The sequence below is a fragment of the Acinetobacter sp. SwsAc2 genome (assembly GCF_013391465.1).
Classification (GTDB): Bacteria; Pseudomonadota; Gammaproteobacteria; order Pseudomonadales; family Moraxellaceae; genus Acinetobacter; species Acinetobacter johnsonii.
Window position 1 is genome coordinate 29,306 of record NZ_JACBEZ010000028.1, and the last position, 16,674, is coordinate 45,979.

At 42.8% G+C, this 16,674-nt stretch carries 13 protein-coding genes; 9 read left to right on the forward strand and 4 right to left on the reverse strand.

Annotated elements, in window-relative coordinates:
• The first annotated feature begins 15 nt into the window (after positions 1-15).
• The 7 genes from pcaH to HYI04_RS12485 all read left to right on the forward strand — a co-directional run bounded on the left by pcaH (position 16) and on the right by HYI04_RS12485 (position 10,124).
• The gene (gene pcaH, locus HYI04_RS12455) at positions 16-741 is read left to right on the forward strand and encodes a protocatechuate 3,4-dioxygenase subunit beta (RefSeq protein ID WP_178896216.1); all 726 of its coding nucleotides are present in this window, start codon (positions 16-18) and stop codon (positions 739-741) included.
• Positions 742-756: 15 nt separating this feature from the next.
• Complete coding sequence (gene pcaG, locus HYI04_RS12460) at positions 757-1,386, forward strand: protocatechuate 3,4-dioxygenase subunit alpha (RefSeq protein ID WP_159153157.1); 630 nt, start codon at positions 757-759, stop codon at positions 1,384-1,386.
• 150 nt (positions 1,387-1,536) lie between these two features.
• Positions 1,537-2,391, forward strand: a complete 855-nt coding sequence (gene aroD / locus HYI04_RS12465) for a type I 3-dehydroquinate dehydratase (RefSeq protein WP_159153158.1) — start codon at positions 1,537-1,539, stop codon at positions 2,389-2,391.
• A 44-nt stretch (positions 2,392-2,435) separates the two neighbouring features.
• A complete protein-coding gene (locus tag HYI04_RS12470) occupies positions 2,436-3,896 on the forward strand; it encodes a nitrous oxide reductase family maturation protein NosD (protein WP_159153159.1) in 1,461 nt (486 codons plus the stop codon).
• Positions 3,897-4,001: 105 nt separating this feature from the next.
• Positions 4,002-5,279 carry a carbohydrate porin gene (locus tag HYI04_RS12475; protein ID WP_372239175.1) on the forward strand — a complete coding sequence of 426 codons (1,278 nt, stop codon included), beginning with the start codon at positions 4,002-4,004 and terminating at the stop codon, positions 5,277-5,279.
• Between the two features lie 179 nt (positions 5,280-5,458).
• A complete protein-coding gene (locus HYI04_RS12480; RefSeq protein ID WP_178896217.1) occupies positions 5,459-7,882 on the forward strand; it encodes a glucose/quinate/shikimate family membrane-bound PQQ-dependent dehydrogenase in 2,424 nt (807 codons plus the stop codon).
• A 145-nt stretch (positions 7,883-8,027) separates the two neighbouring features.
• Positions 8,028-10,124 (forward strand): TonB-dependent receptor, encoded by a 2,097-nt coding sequence (locus tag HYI04_RS12485; protein WP_256733000.1) that lies wholly within the window; start codon positions 8,028-8,030, stop codon positions 10,122-10,124.
• Between the two features lie 99 nt (positions 10,125-10,223).
• Here the strand turns inward: HYI04_RS12485 and HYI04_RS12490 are convergent, their stop codons facing one another.
• The 4 genes from HYI04_RS12490 to HYI04_RS12505 all read right to left on the reverse strand — a co-directional run bounded on the left by HYI04_RS12490 (position 10,224) and on the right by HYI04_RS12505 (position 13,336).
• Positions 10,224-10,610 carry a carboxymuconolactone decarboxylase family protein gene (locus HYI04_RS12490; protein ID WP_004981378.1) on the reverse strand — a complete coding sequence of 129 codons (387 nt, stop codon included), beginning with the start codon at positions 10,608-10,610 and terminating at the stop codon, positions 10,224-10,226.
• A 255-nt stretch (positions 10,611-10,865) separates the two neighbouring features.
• A complete protein-coding gene (locus tag HYI04_RS12495; RefSeq protein WP_058869077.1) occupies positions 10,866-11,513 on the reverse strand; it encodes a CoA transferase subunit B in 648 nt (215 codons plus the stop codon).
• 2 nt (positions 11,514-11,515) lie between these two features.
• Complete coding sequence (locus HYI04_RS12500) at positions 11,516-12,220, reverse strand: CoA transferase subunit A (RefSeq protein WP_178896218.1); 705 nt, start codon at positions 12,218-12,220, stop codon at positions 11,516-11,518.
• 234 nt (positions 12,221-12,454) lie between these two features.
• Positions 12,455-13,336, reverse strand: coding sequence for a LysR family transcriptional regulator (locus HYI04_RS12505; RefSeq protein WP_178896219.1), 882 nt, complete (start codon positions 13,334-13,336; stop codon positions 12,455-12,457).
• A gap of 575 nt (positions 13,337-13,911) precedes the next feature.
• Here HYI04_RS12505 and HYI04_RS12510 point away from each other — a divergent pair.
• Positions 13,912-15,336 carry a GntP family permease gene (locus HYI04_RS12510; protein ID WP_178896220.1) on the forward strand — a complete coding sequence of 475 codons (1,425 nt, stop codon included), beginning with the start codon at positions 13,912-13,914 and terminating at the stop codon, positions 15,334-15,336.
• Between the two features lie 37 nt (positions 15,337-15,373).
• Positions 15,374-16,159, forward strand: a complete 786-nt coding sequence (locus HYI04_RS12515; RefSeq protein WP_058952206.1) for a 3-hydroxybutyrate dehydrogenase — start codon at positions 15,374-15,376, stop codon at positions 16,157-16,159.
• Positions 16,160-16,674 lie beyond the last annotated feature (515 nt).

Genomic DNA, 16,674 nt, shown 5'->3' on the forward strand with positions numbered 1-16,674 from the left:
TAAGAGGGACGTCACATGTCGCAACTTATTTTAGGTGCTTATGCACAACGCAATACCGATGATCATCCGCCAGCATATGCACCCGGCTATAAAACCAGTGTATTACGCTCGCCAAAAAATGCTTTGATTTCGATTGCAGAAACCTTAACTGAAGTGACTTCACCGCAGTTTAGTGCGGAGCAGTTTGGGCCTAAAGATAACGATTTGATTTTGAACTACGCCAAAGAAGGTTTGCCGATTGGCGAGCGCATTATTGTGCATGGCTATGTGCGTGATCAGTTCGGTCGTCCAGTCAAAAATGCCTTGCTCGAAGTGTGGCAAGCCAATGCTTCTGGTCGTTATCGTCATCCAAATGACCAGTTTATTGGTGCGATGGATCCGAACTTTGGCGGCTGTGGTCGCATGATGACCGATGCCAATGGCTATTTTGTATTCCGTACCATTAAGCCGGGTCCTTATCCATGGCGTAACCGTATTAACGAATGGCGTCCTGCGCATATTCACTTCTCATTACTTGCGGATGGTTGGGCGCAGCGTCTTATCTCGCAGTTCTATTTTGACGGTGATACGCTGATTGATTCGTGTCCGATTATTAAAACCATTCCTTCGGAAGAACAACGTCGTGCATTGATTGCCTTGGAAGACAAGAGCAACTTCATTGAAGCAGACAGCCGTTGTTATCGTTTTGACATCACTTTACGTGGTCGTCGTTCGACTTATTTCGAAAATGATTTGACTTAATTCAGGGAGAACAACATGAACCATTGGAACTTTCAAGAATTGCATGAAACGCCATCTCAAACAGGTGGACCATACGTACACATTGGTTTGTTACCACAACAAGCCAACATTGAAGTCTTTGAAAATAACTTTAACAACCAGCTAGTTAAAGAAAATACTTTAGGCGAACGTATTCGCTTAGAAGGTCAAGTGTTCGACGGTTTAGGTTTACCGCTACGCGATGTATTGATTGAAATTTGGCAGGCGGATGCCAACGGTGTGTATCCAAGTGCGGCCGATATTCAAGGTAAAGCAGTTGATCCAAATTTCCATGGTTGGGGACGTACAGGGGCTGACTTTGAGACTGGTTTTTGGAGTTTCAATACCATTAAACCGGGTGCGGTTCCGGGCCGTAAAGGCACAACTCAAGCACCGCATATCGCACTGATCATCTTTGCTCGAGGAATTAATATTGGCTTGAATACCCGTGTGTATTTTGAAGATGAAGCTGAAGCCAATGCACAAGATCCTGTACTGAAAGGCATTGAATGGGCACCTCGTCGTCAAACCTTAATTGCGAAACGTGAAGAACGTGATGGTGAAGTGGTATATCGCTTTGATATTCGTATTCAAGGTGAAGACGAAACCGTGTTTTTAGATATCTAAACTCCCGAAGGCTTGGTGTAGGACATCTTGCATGAGCCGAATAGATAGAAGTTTATACGTGGTGATGGTATGGCCCATTTCATCCATCCCACGTATGTTTGCGGCTGATGATAAAAGTCAGGCAATAGTTTGAAAATACAAGGAAATGTAATGATGACAATCAAAAAATTAGCAATGCAACTCTGCTTAAGCAGTGCTGTTATCGCAGCAATGCCAGCATTTGCAGCGGAAGTTGCTCCTACGACACAACACTATATGGTGAAAAACCTCAATATTGGTGACTTACCTGTCAAAACTATTGTACCCATTACTGCAAAAACGGCTGAACAAGCACTTGCTCAAGCAAAAGTGATTGCCAGTAATCCAAACGCTGATGTGGCTGAGTTTCGTATCGACTTATTGGAATTTTCTGCCGACACTAAAAAAGTGATTGCACTGGGTCAGCAGCTGAATCAAATTTTAAAAGATAAACCGTTGATTGCGACCATTCGTACCCATAACGAAGGCGGAAAAATGACGGTATCTGACCAAGACTATGAAAAGATTTATCGTGAATACCTGAAAAAGCCATTTATGCAATTGCTGGATATCGAAATGTTCCGCGATGCTGGCAGTGTAGCGAAATTAACCAAATTAGCACATGAAAAGAACGTGTTGGTGATCATGTCAAATCATGATTTTGCCAAAACCCCCGAACAACAAGACATTGAAAACCGTCTGCTAAAACAAGATCAGATGGGTGCCGACATTCTAAAAATTGCGGTGATGCCAAAGTCAAAACAAGATGTCTTTACCCTCATGAATGCCACGTTGGCTGTGAGTCAAAAAAGTCAAAAACCACTGCTAACCATGTCGATGGGGCAGTTGGGTACGATTTCTCGTGTCGCGACTGCCAACATGGGCGGCAGCCTAAGTTTCGGCATGATTGGTGAAGCCTCTGCACCGGGTCAAATTGATGTGACTCAACTCAAACAGTTGCTGAAAACAGTACAACCGATCCCTTAATGCACTGTGTTATTCATCTTCAAGGATAGAAAAGGATTTAAAATATGAAACCATCAATTTTACGTTTGACCACATTGGTTTTGAGTTTAGCGGCATCAGGTTTTGTCAGTGCAGAAACTTATATTGTGGATCGTTATCAGGACGATACTGCAAAAGGTTCATTACGTTGGGCAATTGAACAATCCAATGCCAATGCTGCACAAGAAAATGAAATTCAAATCCAAGCTATAGGTAAAGCACCCTATGTAATTAAACTGAATCAAGCTTTACCGCCAATTAAGTCTTCAGTGAAAATTATCGGTACTCAGTGGGACAAAACAGGCGAGTTTATTGCGATTGATGGTTCAAACTATATTAAAGGTGAAGGCGCGAAAGCCTGCCCGGGGGCAAACCCTGAACAGTATGGCACCAATGTCCGTACCACAACTTTACCGGGTCTGGTTCTGCAAGATGTGAATGGTGTGACCTTAAAAGGTCTTGATATTCACCGTTTCTGCATTGGTGTACTGGTGAACCGGTCAAGCAACAACTTGATTCAACATAACCGTATCAGTAATAACTACGGTGGCTCAGGTGTGATGCTGACAGGTGATGATGGTAAAGGTAATCCAACTTCAACCACCACCAATAACAACAAAGTCTTGAACAACTTGTTTGTCGATAATGGTGACGGTTTAGAGCTCACCCGTGGAGCGGCATTTAACCTTGTGGCCAATAACCTGTTCACTTCAACCAAAGCCAACCCAGAGCCATCTCAGGGCATTGAGATTCTTTGGGGTAATGATAATGCCGTGGTTGGTAACAAGTTTGAAAACTATTCTGATGGTTTGCAAATCAACTGGGGTAAGCGCAATTACATCGCTTATAACGAACTGACCAACAACTCGATAGGTTTTAACCTCACCGGTGATGGCAACATTTTTGACAGTAATAGAGTTCATGGTAACCGCCTTGGCATTGCCATTCGTTCAGAAAAAGATGCCAATGCCCGCACAACCTTGACCAAAAACTTAATTTGGGACAATGGTAACGATATTAAACGCTGTGAAGCGGGTGGTTCGTGTGTACCCAATCAACGTTTAGGCGCCATTGTGTTTGCAGTGCCTGCGCTTGAACATGCTGGCTTTGTCGGCTCTCGTGGGGGTGGCGTAGTCATTGAAGCGGCCAAACTTCAAAAAACTTGCACACAGCCAAATGAGCAGGGCTGTAATGCGATGCCAAACCAAAATATCCAAGCGCCACGTTTAAGCTATAGCAAAGCTCAAGTCACTGCTACAGTTCAAGCACAGCCAAATCAACGCTACCAAGTTGAATTCTTTGCTAATAATCAAGCGAAGAGTCAAGAAGCAGAGCAGTATTTAGGGATGCAAGTTGTGACAACGAATGCACAAGGTCAAGGTCAAGCAATATGGAAAGTGACCAGTGGTGCTGCAAGTGTGACAGCCAATGTGACTGACCATTTGGGTGCAACTTCTGAACTGAGTCCAGCCGTTCGAGTCAAATAATAAAAACCGCATGGAAAGCTCACTTGAGTTGAGCTTTCCTCACAGAAAAGGATGTTTGGGATGCAACAACAATTATTAAGAATCGGCACATTGTCTTTGGCGCTTATGACTTGCCAATTGGCTTCAGCCAATGAATTTTATTCGGCAGATCGTCAATGGTTATTCGGTGATTGGAACGGTGAACGGAAGCAACTGGAAGATCAAGGTTATAAATTTACAGCATCGATTATGAGCCAAGCAGCGACCAATTTGGCTGGCGGTTATAACGATGACAATAGTTTTGACAATGCCGCGCAGCTGACCTTAGGTGCCAATTTTGATTTAAATAAAATTGCAGGTTGGGAAAATACCACAGCCGGCTTAATGATTACCAAACGTGATGGTAACGCCCTAACGCTTGAACGAATTAAAGACCCTCGTGCCAGTACCTTGGGCAACAGCCAAGAAATTTATGGTCGTGGCAAAATTTGGCGCTTAACTCAGGCTTGGATCAAAACTGGATTTGATGATAACCGCGTTCAATTTAAGATTGGTCGTATGGGTATGTCTGATGACTTTAACAGCTCGCAATGTGAGTTTCAGAACTTACTTTTGTGTGGTGGACAGTTAGGTAAGTCCATAGGGTCGATTTGGTATAACTGGCCTGTCAGCTTATGGGGCACCAATGTTAAATACCAATTTGCACCAGACTGGTCACTTGGCGTTGGCGTCTATGAAGTCAATCCAGACAATGTCAAAACAGATTCAGACCGTGATGGCTTTAACCTCGATATGGACAATGTCGAAGGGGCCACCATTCCAGTTGAACTGGCATGGAAACCAAAACTTGCCACATTTAATAGTTTACCAGGTGAATATAAACTCGGTGCGCTGTATTCCACAGCCGAGGCTAAAGATGTGGGCACATCAGGAGAAATCCACGATGGCAAATATAGTTTTTGGTTGAATGCTCAACAACAACTGACCCAACACGGGGCTGATCCTAAACGCGGTTTATATATCAGTTTTAACGGGGTTATCAATGACCGAGACACGACCGCTGTAGAAAGTACGCAACAACTGGCACTTTGGTACAAAGGTCCATTCGATAGCCGTCCAAATGATTCGATTGGCTTCGGTTTTGCCAACTATGTGGTGAATGACCGTGTGACGGATAAGCAAATCGCCACCAACGAAGGTCGTGGTTATTACAGTTACGATGCGCTAGCCAGCGACTATGTCCCAATTCAACATGACGAACTCAATGTTGAGTTGAACTATACCTATCAATGGTCACCTGCGGTGATGCTCAGACCCAACTTGCAATATATCTATCAACCTTCTGGGGTGAAAGAAGTAGATGACGCATGGGTGGCGGGCCTTAGCGTTAAGGTGAATTTTTAATCGTATTTGAAGTGGAAGAGTGTTTAAAATATCAGTGATGTGATTGCTGAATTTAAATGCTCTTTTTTTCATTGTTGAAGCAAGTTAATTGTGGATGCTCAAAGTTTGGATGTGGTGTGAATGATGCTCAAAACAAAGTAGGCGAGATCATTTAAAACACAGCATTTGGAGTAAAAAGTATGTCCGAAGCGCAATCTCAACCCATATTTAAAATATGGTGCTTTATATTAGGCTTAGCTTTATTGCTGACTGGCTTATTTTATTTAATCGGTGGTGGAAAACTGATCAGTTTAGGTGGTTCATGGTACTTCCTTATTGCAGGTTTATTGACCACCATTTCCGCAATATTTATTTTTAGAAAAAAAGCATTGGGTGTCTGGATCTTTGCACTGGTTTTTCTTGGAACCGTGGTTTGGGCACTGTTTGATGCCGGTTGGGATTTTTGGGCACTCCATTCACGTTTAATGTTTCCTGCGGGTTTATTTGCCGCACTGTGTTTTACCTTACCTGCTATTCGTAAGTACCAATTTCAAATTGCGCCTTCAGCACCCGCTTATGCCTTAGGTGGTTTAACGGTGTTAGGTATGCTCGGTGGTTTGTATGGCATGTTTATTCCACATCCAACGGTAAAAGCCAGTGGTGAAGAGCTACCCTTAGTGCCTGTAACAGCTCAAACTCAACAAGTGAATTGGTCGCACTATGGTAATGATGCTGGTGGAAGTCGTTTTGCTGCGTTGGATCAGATCAACCGAAATAATGTGTCTAAGTTAAAGGAAGCATGGCGCTTTCAAACAGGCGATATGACCACAGGTACGGGTAATGGCGCAGAAGACCAGCTCACGCCTTTACAGGTCGGTGATAAAGTCTTTTTATGTACACCGCATAACAACATCATTGCTTTAGATGCAGATACAGGTAAACAAGTCTGGAAGGCTGAAGTGAACTCTAAAGCCGATGCTTGGGAGCGTTGCCGTGGTGTGGGTTACTTTGACTCGACTCAAGCCTTGGTACAACCGACTTTAGCAGGTGCCAGTGCGGTGACAGCGGTGGCAAATAATACTGCATGTCCACGTCGTGTTTATACCAATACACCTGACGGTCGTTTAATTGCAGTCAATGCCGATACAGGCGAACGCTGTAAAGACTTTGGTGTCGATGGAACGGTGAACTTACTGGAGGGTCTAGGTGCGGGCACGCAAGCGCCTCGTTTTGAAGTGACTTCGGCGCCAACCATTGCGGGCACCAGTATCATCGTTGGAAGTCGTATTGCTGATAACTTTGCAGCGGATATGCCCGGTGGTGTGATTCGTGCTTATGATGTGATTACTGGGCAGCTACGCTGGGCTTTTGATCCACGTAACCCAAATCCAAATTATGTCCTCAAACCGGGTGAAATCTACAAACGTAGTTCAGCTAACTCTTGGGCTGCAATGTCCTACGACCCGCAAATGAACACGGTGTTTTTACCGATGGGAAGTTCATCGGTCGATGTCTGGGGTGGAAACCGTCAACCTGTAGACCATAAGTACAATTCTTCTGTTTTGGCTTTGGATGCAACCACAGGTAAAGAGAAGTGGGTTTATCAAACCGTTCACAATGACCTTTGGGACTTCGATTTACCCATGCAGCCAAGCTTGGTCGATTTTCCGATGCAAAATGGGCAAACCAAACCTGCTGTCGTCATTGGCACAAAGTCAGGGCAGTTCTTTGTACTCGATCGTGTGACAGGCAAGCCTTTAACCAAAGTGGTTGAGCAACCTGTAAAAGCTGCAGATATTCCTGATGAGCAATACAGCGCAACTCAGCCACGTTCAGTTGAAATGCCACAGATTGGCAATCAAACTTTGACTGAATCGGACATGTGGGGCGCAACGCCATTTGACCAGTTGATGTGTCGTATTAACTTTAAGTCCATGCGTTATGATGGTCTATTTACAGCACCGGGTTCTGATATATCTTTGAGTTTCCCGGGTTCGTTGGGTGGGATGAACTGGGGCAGTATCGCATTTGACCCAACGCATCGTTATATGTTTGTCAACGACATGCGCTTAGGTCTGTGGATTCAGCTGATTAAACAAACGCCTGAAGATTTAAAACTTGAAGCCAGTGGTGGAGAGAAGGTCAACACAGGTATGGGCGCAGTGCCAATGAAAGGTACACCGTATAAAGTGAATAAAAACCGCTTTATGTCGGTATTGGGCATTCCATGTCAAAAACCACCATTCGGAACCATGACTGCGATTGATATGAAAACCCGTCAAGTGGCTTGGCAGGTGCCTTTAGGTACGTTTGAAGATACGGGTCCAATGGGCATTAAAATGGGCTTAAAAGCGCCGATTGGTATGCCAACCATTGGTGGCCCAATGGCGACGCAAGGTGGTTTAGTGTTCTTTGCTGCAACACAAGACTTCTACTTACGTGCCTTCAATTCATCTAATGGTGAAGAGTTATGGAAAGCGCGTTTACCTGTAGGTAGCCAAGGGACACCGATGAGCTACATTTCTCCAAAAACAGGCAAGCAATATGTGGTCATTTCCGCAGGTGGGGCACGTCAGTCACCTGATCATGGTGATTATGTGGTTGCGTATAGCTTAGCCGATTAAAACGTTTTATTGTATGGGAAGCCTGTCGAGATGATAGGCTTCCCATTTTTATGGTAATAACAAGCAAGGAAATATTGTGCGATTAACTTATTTGATGCCTGCGCCTTTTAAACAAGCCTTATTGACTGCGGTTATTTTACAATCTATGCATGCTTATGCAGAAACGACAGAATATCAACTTCCTGTGATCACTGTCCAAGCGGTACATACCGATAGCGAGTTGTTATCAACTTCTGCATCCATTCAAAAAGTCCAAGCGGCTACAGTACAAAACAATGCCAATGTGAACCTATCTGAAGTCTTACAAGGGGTTGTAGGCTTACAAATCAATAACCGTGAAAACTATGCGCAAGACTTACAGATTTCGATGCGTGGCTTTGGCGCTCGTTCGACTTTTGGCGTGCGTGGCATTCGGATGTATGTCGATGGTATTCCTGCGACCATGCCTGATGGTCAAGGGCAAAGTTCCAATATTGACCTCAATAGTTTAGATCACATTGAAGTACTGACAGGGCCATTTTCATCTTTATATGGTAACTCATCAGGTGGAACCATCTTGACTGAGACCAAAGAAGGGCAAGGGAAAGACTCAATCCAAGTGGGTCTTAATGCAGGCAGCCACCATAAGCAACAAGCCAATATCCAATTACAAGGGGGTTCCGAACAGGCCAATCAACCTGCTTATGTGATTAGTTCTTCTTATTTTGATACCGATGGTTTTCGAGATCATAGTGCTGCACAAAAAGTATTAAATAATGCCAAACTGACGTGGAACTTAGAGGATGGCAGTAAAATCAACTGGGTCACCAACTATGTCAAAATCCATGCAGATGACCCAATGGGGTTAGAGCGTAAGGATTGGCAAGCAAACCCAAAAAAAATCGCTCCTTATGTAAAAAATATGGGGTTTAACGCTCGCAAAGATATTGAACAAACTCAAACAGGTGTGACTTGGTTTAAACCGATTAATGATAAAAATGAACTCTATGCCATGGCATATTTAGGCAACCGCCAAGTCACTCAATATCAGGCAATTCCTAATGGAGCTACCTCCCAGAAGCTACCTACTCATGCTGGTGCTGTGATTGATTTCGAGCGTAATTATTATGGTGCTGATTTCCGTTGGACAGGTAAAGAATTATTACCGAATACTACATTTAGTGCTGGTATTGCTTTAGACAATATGGATGAAGACCGTCAAGGCTATAATAATTTTGTAATGGTAAATGGTAAAGAATCTTATGGTGTTAAAGGTAATTTACGCCGTAATGAAAATAATACCCTGTGGAATTTAGATCCATATGTACAAGCCTCATGGCAGTTCTTACCCACGTGGTATCTTGATACAGGCTTACGCTATAGCAATGTGCATTATGAGTCGGAAGACCATTACATCATTGATAAAAATGGCGATGACAGTGGTTCAACGGATTATCAAAAATTATTGCCATCTGTGGCATTAGGTTGGGAAATTTCACCTGAACTTTATGCCTATGCCAGTTATGGCAAAGGCTTTGAAACCCCTACCTTTACCGAAATGGCTTATAACGCTGATCCTAAGAAATCGGGTATGAATTTTGCGTTAAAACCTGCGAGTAGTGATAATTACGAGCTAGGTTTAAAGTCGCAGAATCCATTCGGGCTCTTCACTTTAGCTGTTTTCCAGACAGATACAAAAAACGATATAGTGACAGCGGGAACACGTGATGGTCGTGCGACTTTTCGTAATGCAGATCAAACCACGCGACAAGGGTTAGAGCTTTCATGGCAACAAACGATCTGGAAACAGCTCAACATACAATCGAGCTTTAGTTATATCGATGCTGAATTTGATAGTTATACAGCAGAAATAGCGAATCCAGATGATTCAAAAAAACCTTATGCGAAAGCCATTAATAAAGGAAATAAGATTCCCGGAGTTGCCAAAAACCAAGCGTTTACCCGTATTGCATGGCAACCTGAACAGGGTTTCCAAGCAGGCTTAGAAGCACGCTATATGGATAAAATTTATGTGGATGATATTAATTCAGATACAGCGCCAAGTTATACCATTATGGCGGCCAATGTGGGCTATGTATGGGTAAACGGTGATTGGAAAATCAACAGTTATGCTCGCGTAGATAACCTGTTTGACCGTAACTATGTTGGCTCAGTGATTGTGAATGACAGCAATAGTCGCTTCTTTGAACCGGCCGATGGTCGAAACTTTAGCGTTGGCATGAGTGTGACCAAAGCCTTTTAATGGAAATGGTTTGGCTAGGCAAAAAATACGGCATAGCCAAACCAGATGAATTGCGCCATACGACTGCAAAAGACGCTTTTGTATGGGCGCTTAAACTATTTATGAGTTGCTTTGATATTCCTGAATCACTTCCAGTGCAGCACGGAACGCCTCTTGAGTTGCAGGTGCGCCGCAATAAGGCAAACTGTGTAAAAGAACTTCTTGAATTTCTTCAACCGTTGCACCGTTATTTAGCGCACCGCGAACGTGACCTTTCAGCTCAGTTGGACTTTTTTGTGCTGTCAAAAATGCAATGGTAATTAACGAGCGATATTTACGCGGTAGGACACCTTCACGTTGCCATGTTGAGCCCCAAGCATGTTCATTAATCCAGTCCTGCAAAGGTTGGGTGAAAGGTACAGTATTGTCTTGAGCACGTTTAACAAAAGATTCGCCCATGACTTCTGTGCGAACTTTTAAACCATTTTCATAATCTTGTTGTGACATGGGAACCTCTGGATGTGGAATGCAAATATAGTAGCCGAGCGGTGTGGTTTTTCATCCGATATTTGGGTTAAAAAGATGTGCGCGGGAGTCATCATTCCCTAAATTTGGGAGTATAGAGATGCTCTTGAACAAGCTGATGATGGTTTTTATGTTTGATTTAAAGGCCATAAAAATACCTATTGGTAACTGAAAATATTTTTGAGTGAGCCCAATAAGAAAGCAGCCGAAGCTGCTTTGAATGATGCTGTTTTGTACTTAAGCAGCTTTAAAGTCATTGATGATAAGTTCTAATCCAGTCGCTTTCTGGATTTGTTCTAGGCTCACATCGCGTGCCAGTTCAACCAGTTTCATACCTTCAGCAGTGATATCCATCACGCCTAAGTCAGTAATGATACGGCTGACGACAGCTTTACCCGTGAGTGGTAGGGTACATTGAGGCACAATTTTTGGCGTGCCATCTTTGGCGCAGTGTTCCATGAGCACCACGACTTTTTGTACACCAGAGACCAAGTCCATTGCGCCGCCCATGCCTTTGACTTTTTTACCCGGAATCATCCAGTTTGCCAAGTCGCCCGTTTCAGAGACTTCCATTGCACCTAATATAGCAATATTGACATGACCACCACGAATCATGGCAAAGGATTCTGAGCTTGAGAAAAATGCAGCCCCTTTACGTGCGGTGACAGTTTGTTTTCCTGCATTAATCAAGTCTGCATCGACTGCATCACGGGTTGGAAACTCATCAATACCGAGCAAGCCATTTTCTGACTGTAACCAAACATTGATCCCTTCGGGTAGATAATTGGCCACTAAGGTCGGTAAGCCAATACCTAAGTTGACATAAAAACCATCTTCGAGTTCAAGGGCAGCACGCTGCGCCATTTCATTACGTGTCCAAGCCATGATTAAGCTTCCTCTGCTTTAATGGTCAGTTGTTCGATCTGCTTTTTGGGGGTGGCGTTCAGTACCACACGGTTGATGTAGATACCCGGCAAATGAATGTCATCTGGATCGATTTCACCAATTTCAACCACCTGTTCAACTTCGGCAATGGTGAATTTGCCTGCCATGGCACAGTCAGGGTTAAAATTACGTGCTGTTTTACGGAATACCAAGTTACCGGCTTTATCGGCTTTGTAGGCTTTCACTAAAGCAACGTCCGCAGTGAGAGACATTTCTAAAATATGCGGACGACCATCAAAGTCGCGGACTTCTTTGCCTTCGGCAATGAGGGTGCCTACACCTGTTTGGGTGAAAAATGCAGGAATACCTGCGCCGCCTGAACGTAGTTTTTCTGCGAGTGTACCTTGCGGGGTGAGCTCAACTTCAAGCTCACCATTGAGATACTGTCGCTCAAACTCTTTGTTTTCACCGACATAAGAGGCAATCATTTTTTTAATTTGTTTGGTTTCTAATAATTTACCTAAACCGAAGCCATCCACACCTGCATTATTTGAAATACAGGTTAAACCTGTGACACCTGTATCTTTTAAGGCATCAATTAATGCTTCTGGAATACCACAGAGGCCAAAACCACCCACGGCAACAGTTTGATTATTGGCAACCACATCAGCCAATGCTTCGGCTGCATTTACGACGACTTTATTCATCTTTTATTTCCTGATCTTCCTTGCTTGTTATTTTTTTAGCATTGCGCTGCACTTTTTAGAAATTGAATCTTTCTAACGTATAATAAGAAAAACTCATTAATGCAGAATATTTACGAAGAAAAATAAATAAAAGAAGAGTCAAAGCATGTGGTAAAGCCATGCAAATAATCATACGGCTTATTCTGAGCTATTAAGGTTTAGCTTCAGTTTCGTCCGAAGGAGGGAGAGCTTCGCTTAGAAATGATGCCAAAGTGTGGTTTCAATAAATTGGGACGACATGTTAGACAGTTCATAATCTTTTTTATAAATAATGCCCACCGCGAGTTGTGCTTGATTGTCCTTAATTTCAACCAATACATTTTTTTCAAGATCGATGAATTTTTGGAAATGCCGTGGAATCGCACTGACACCCATACCATAGGCAACAAAGTGAGATAGAGAACTGATTTGGTGGCATTCGACTTTCAAATCCAACACCACTTGATGCGCCGCACACTGCTCCTCAATCACATGCCGAATAATCGAGGGGTTTTGTAAGGTCACAAATGGACAAGAGCAGAGTTCAAGCCATGTCACGCTTTTTTGTTTGGCTAAGACGTGGTGTTTGGGCAAGAGAGCTAAAAAGTCTTCATTGAATATAGGCTGAAAAATCAGTTGATCATTGGCCTTGGGCTCAAAACAAATGCCAATCTCAAAGATGCCTTCTTGAACTTTTTCAATGATTTTTTCATTGGTGATGTCATGGATTGAAAAACTGATGTTGGGGTGCTGCTGTGCAAAATCATGCATCACTTCGGGGAGTACCGCATGAGTGGCAAAGGGCATTGAGGCAATATTTAAAGTGCCACGGTTGAGTTTAAAGCGCTGTTTGACATCTTTTTCCATATCCTCCCAGTTAGCCAAGAGCTTTTTGGCATAGGGAATGAGGGACTGACCTTCAAGGGTGATTTCTACCCGACGTGTATTGCGTTTAAACAGTTTTCCACCGAGTTCTTCTTCTAATGTTTTAATGCTTAAGCTGAGAGCGGATTGGCTCAGACACAGTTCATTGGCTGCATTGGCATAATTAAGCGTACGTGCAAGGACCAAAAAGGCTTTTAATTGTTTGAGTGTCATGAGCTTCCCTGAGCAATGATGCAACACGATGTTGAATGAAAATGAACGTGTTGTTCTCAAATGATTTACATAAAAAATACAACAGATGGTCAAAACAGATCAAGTGATGGAAGTGGGTGTCATTTTTATCAAGTCGCCAAAGCAGTATAAATCGAACAACGTGATAGTCTGTAAAAATATGTTTTAACTGAATGAAAAATATAAAAAATAGTCATTTCGTGCGATTGTGAAATTTTACCTTTAACTTGATGCAATTAGTTTTATCAGTCTTACTAGGGCTTGGATATTAATCAATTTTTCTTCTTACTCAATGATTATTTTCAAACAATGCATGGGTTTATATGCATTATAGTCTGACCCATAAGCTGAAATATTAATGCTCTGATGGATAAATATAGTACATAGATCAGAGTGCAAATAGACATCTCGTCATGAGGGAAATAGACGGTCTATGAATGCGTATTTGGTTTTTCCGCACAGGCTGATTGCACTGTGACTCCACTAGATTTGACATCATTCGCCATTAATATCACAGCACATCAAGACATATTTTCTTTAAGGATGGAGTAAAAAATATGTGGGATTTGGGTGTAATTTTATTGTCTCTTGGGCTACTGATGTATACAGCCTACAGAGGTTTTTCTGTCATTCTTATGGCACCAATTTGTGCCTTGTTAGCGGTTTTACTGATTAACCCAGCTAACGTTTTGCCTTTTTATTCAGGCGTATTTATGCCCAAAATGGTTGGGTTTATTAAAGATTATTTCTTGGTGTTTTTACTCGGTGCCATCTTCGGTAAAGTGGTTGAAATGTCAGGGATTGCCGAATCCATTGCCAAAACCATTGTGAACCTGATTGGCTCTAAAAATGCGATGCTAACTGTTGTACTTTTAGGGGCGATTTTAACCTATAGCGGCGTCAGTCTCTTTGTGGTGGTCTTTGCTGTTTATCCATTTGCGAATCAACTCTTTAGACAAGCCAACATTCCAAAGCGTTTGATTCCGGGGACCATTGCCCTTGGTGCATTTACGTTTACCATGGATGCCTTGCCGGGAACCCCGCAGATTCAAAACGTTATTCCGACGACCTTTTTTGGTACAGACATTTATGCAGCGCCTTTTCTCGGTTTGATTGGTGCGGTATTTGTTCTAGCAACGGGCTTGAGCTATTTGGAATGGCGTCGCCGTGTAGCTGCTCGAAATGGCGATGGTTATGCCACAGGTATTGAGCTGACTGAAGCCGAGCAACAACAACTGAAGCAAAACTTAGATACAACGTCGAATGGTTCTACCGCACGTCAATGGTTGGCTTTTGTACCGCTCATTTTAGTTGCCGTGACCAATAAGTATTTATCCACTGCGATTAAAGAATGGTATCCAAACGGTTTTGATTTCAATGCCATTGGACTTGCAGCTTACTCTGTCGATGTTGCCAAAACTTCTGCCATTTGGGCCGTGGGTTTAGCCTTAATTGTGGGTATTATCGCGGCAATTTCATTTGATTTCCGTCGTGTCTATACAGGCTTCAAAGATGGCGTTAATGCCAGTATTGGCGGGTCTTTACTTGCAGTGATGAATACCGCATCTGAATATGGTTTTGGTGCGATCATTGCGGCTTTACCGGGCTTTGCGATCATTAGTCATGCATTGGGCAATACCTTTACCAATCCATTGGTCAATGGTGCGGTCACCACGACAGTATTGGCAGGCGTGACAGGTTCAGCCTCTGGCGGTATGAGTATCGCTTTAAGTGCGATGGCTGATCAATACAATGCTGCGATTCTAGCCATGGGGATTCCACCCGAAGTGATGCACCGTATTGTAGCGATGGCATCAGGCGGTATGGATACCTTACCGCATAATGGCGCCGTGATTACCTTGCTTGCTGTGACAGGTTTAACCCATAAACAATCCTATAAAGACATTTTTGCCATCACGATTATTAAAACCATCGCGGTATTTGTTGCTATTGCTGCCTTTACTTGGTTTGGTATTGTTTAAGACTTTGGAATGAAAAAAGAAGACAACGGAGTACATCATGAGTCAACTGTTAAAAGATAAAGTTGCATTTATTACTGGTTCAGCCAGTGGTATTGGACATGAAATTGCAAAGAAATTTGCCAGTGAAGGTGCCAAAGTTGTCATTTCTGATATGAATGCCCAGAAGTGTTCTGAAACTGTGGCGGCACTTCAAAAGCAAGGCTTTGAAGCATTGTCTGCGCCTTGTGATGTGACTGATGAAGAAGCATATAAAGCTGCGATTGAACTGACTCAGAAAACTTATGGTCGGTTGGACATTCTCATCAATAATGCGGGTTTTCAGCATGTTGCAGTGATTGAAGACTTTCCAACTGCAGTCTATCAAAAGCTGATTAATGTCATGTTGGTGGGGTCATTCATTGGCATTAAGTACGCATTTCCAATCATGAAAGCACAGCAGTTTGGTCGTGTGATTAATATGGCTTCGATTAATGGATTAATTGGATTTGCTGGCAAGGCCGGCTACAACAGTGCTAAGCATGGTGTGATTGGTTTGACCAAAGTGGCGGCTTTAGAGTGCGCGCGTGATGGCATCACCGTGAATGCTCTGTGTCCGGGCTATGTCGATACGCCGTTGGTACGCGGTCAAATTCATGACTTGGCTAAAACCCGAAATGTCAGTGAACAAAGTGCATTAGAAGATGTGATTTTGGCGATGGTGCCGCAAAAACGCTTACTCAGTGTCGAAGAAATTGCTGATTATGCAATCTTCCTTGCCAGTGATAAGGCGGGCGGTGTAACGGGTCAAGCCGTGGTGATGGATGGTGGTTATACCGCGCAATAACTTAGCTCAGCACACGTTTAAAAATTGAAAGCCTCGGATGTTCGCATCTGAGGCTTTCTTATAGCGAGAAGTTTTGTAGAAAGACCTAGGTTTAAATAAGTGGTGAGCTTGGTGAATGAGTCGGTAAATAGAGAGTTATAGACTGAAGATTTTCAAATCCTTTCTCTTTTTCTGATTTATAGTTCATTATTTTAAATACCAAGGATGAAGGGCTTAATGTAGAGTAATTAAATCAATAGATTAAGGAGAAAATGAATGCATAACGATGCTACAAATGAGTCCTAGAAATCACAAAATCAATAGGTACAGAAAACTCTCAGCACGGCTTCGTTTGCTGATTCGGTATAAAAAACTAAATTTTTTTAATAAAAATAATCAGTTTTAAATCACGCAGATTCAAATCCCAAGTGCGACACATTTGTAGTTAGTTGAAAAAGTTAGGTGTATTCGTAGAATCATTGGACTTTTTCAACTCGCAATTGGAAAGCACACAATGAAGAAATACACCCAACTTT

Excerpts from the sequence above, each read along its gene's own strand:
- pcaG (WP_159153157.1), top strand. The coding sequence starts at position 757 with ATGAACCATTGGAACTTTCAAGAATTGCATGAAACGCCATCTCAAACA.
- HYI04_RS12500 (WP_178896218.1), bottom strand. The coding sequence starts at position 12,220 with ATGAATAAAGTCGTCGTAAATGCAGCCGAAGCATTGGCTGATGTGGTT.
- aroD (WP_159153158.1), top strand. The coding sequence starts at position 1,537 with ATGATGACAATCAAAAAATTAGCAATGCAACTCTGCTTAAGCAGTGCT.
- HYI04_RS12475 (WP_372239175.1), top strand. The coding sequence starts at position 4,002 with ATGACTTGCCAATTGGCTTCAGCCAATGAATTTTATTCGGCAGATCGT.
- HYI04_RS12515 (WP_058952206.1), top strand. The coding sequence starts at position 15,374 with ATGAGTCAACTGTTAAAAGATAAAGTTGCATTTATTACTGGTTCAGCC.
- HYI04_RS12490 (WP_004981378.1), bottom strand. The coding sequence starts at position 10,610 with ATGTCACAACAAGATTATGAAAATGGTTTAAAAGTTCGCACAGAAGTC.
- pcaH (WP_178896216.1), top strand. The coding sequence starts at position 16 with ATGTCGCAACTTATTTTAGGTGCTTATGCACAACGCAATACCGATGAT.
- HYI04_RS12510 (WP_178896220.1), top strand. The coding sequence starts at position 13,912 with ATGTGGGATTTGGGTGTAATTTTATTGTCTCTTGGGCTACTGATGTAT.
- HYI04_RS12480 (WP_178896217.1), top strand. The coding sequence starts at position 5,459 with ATGTCCGAAGCGCAATCTCAACCCATATTTAAAATATGGTGCTTTATA.
- HYI04_RS12505 (WP_178896219.1), bottom strand. The coding sequence starts at position 13,336 with ATGACACTCAAACAATTAAAAGCCTTTTTGGTCCTTGCACGTACGCTT.
- HYI04_RS12485 (WP_256733000.1), top strand. The coding sequence starts at position 8,028 with ATGCATGCTTATGCAGAAACGACAGAATATCAACTTCCTGTGATCACT.
- HYI04_RS12495 (WP_058869077.1), bottom strand. The coding sequence starts at position 11,513 with ATGGCTTGGACACGTAATGAAATGGCGCAGCGTGCTGCCCTTGAACTC.
- HYI04_RS12470 (WP_159153159.1), top strand. The coding sequence starts at position 2,436 with ATGAAACCATCAATTTTACGTTTGACCACATTGGTTTTGAGTTTAGCG.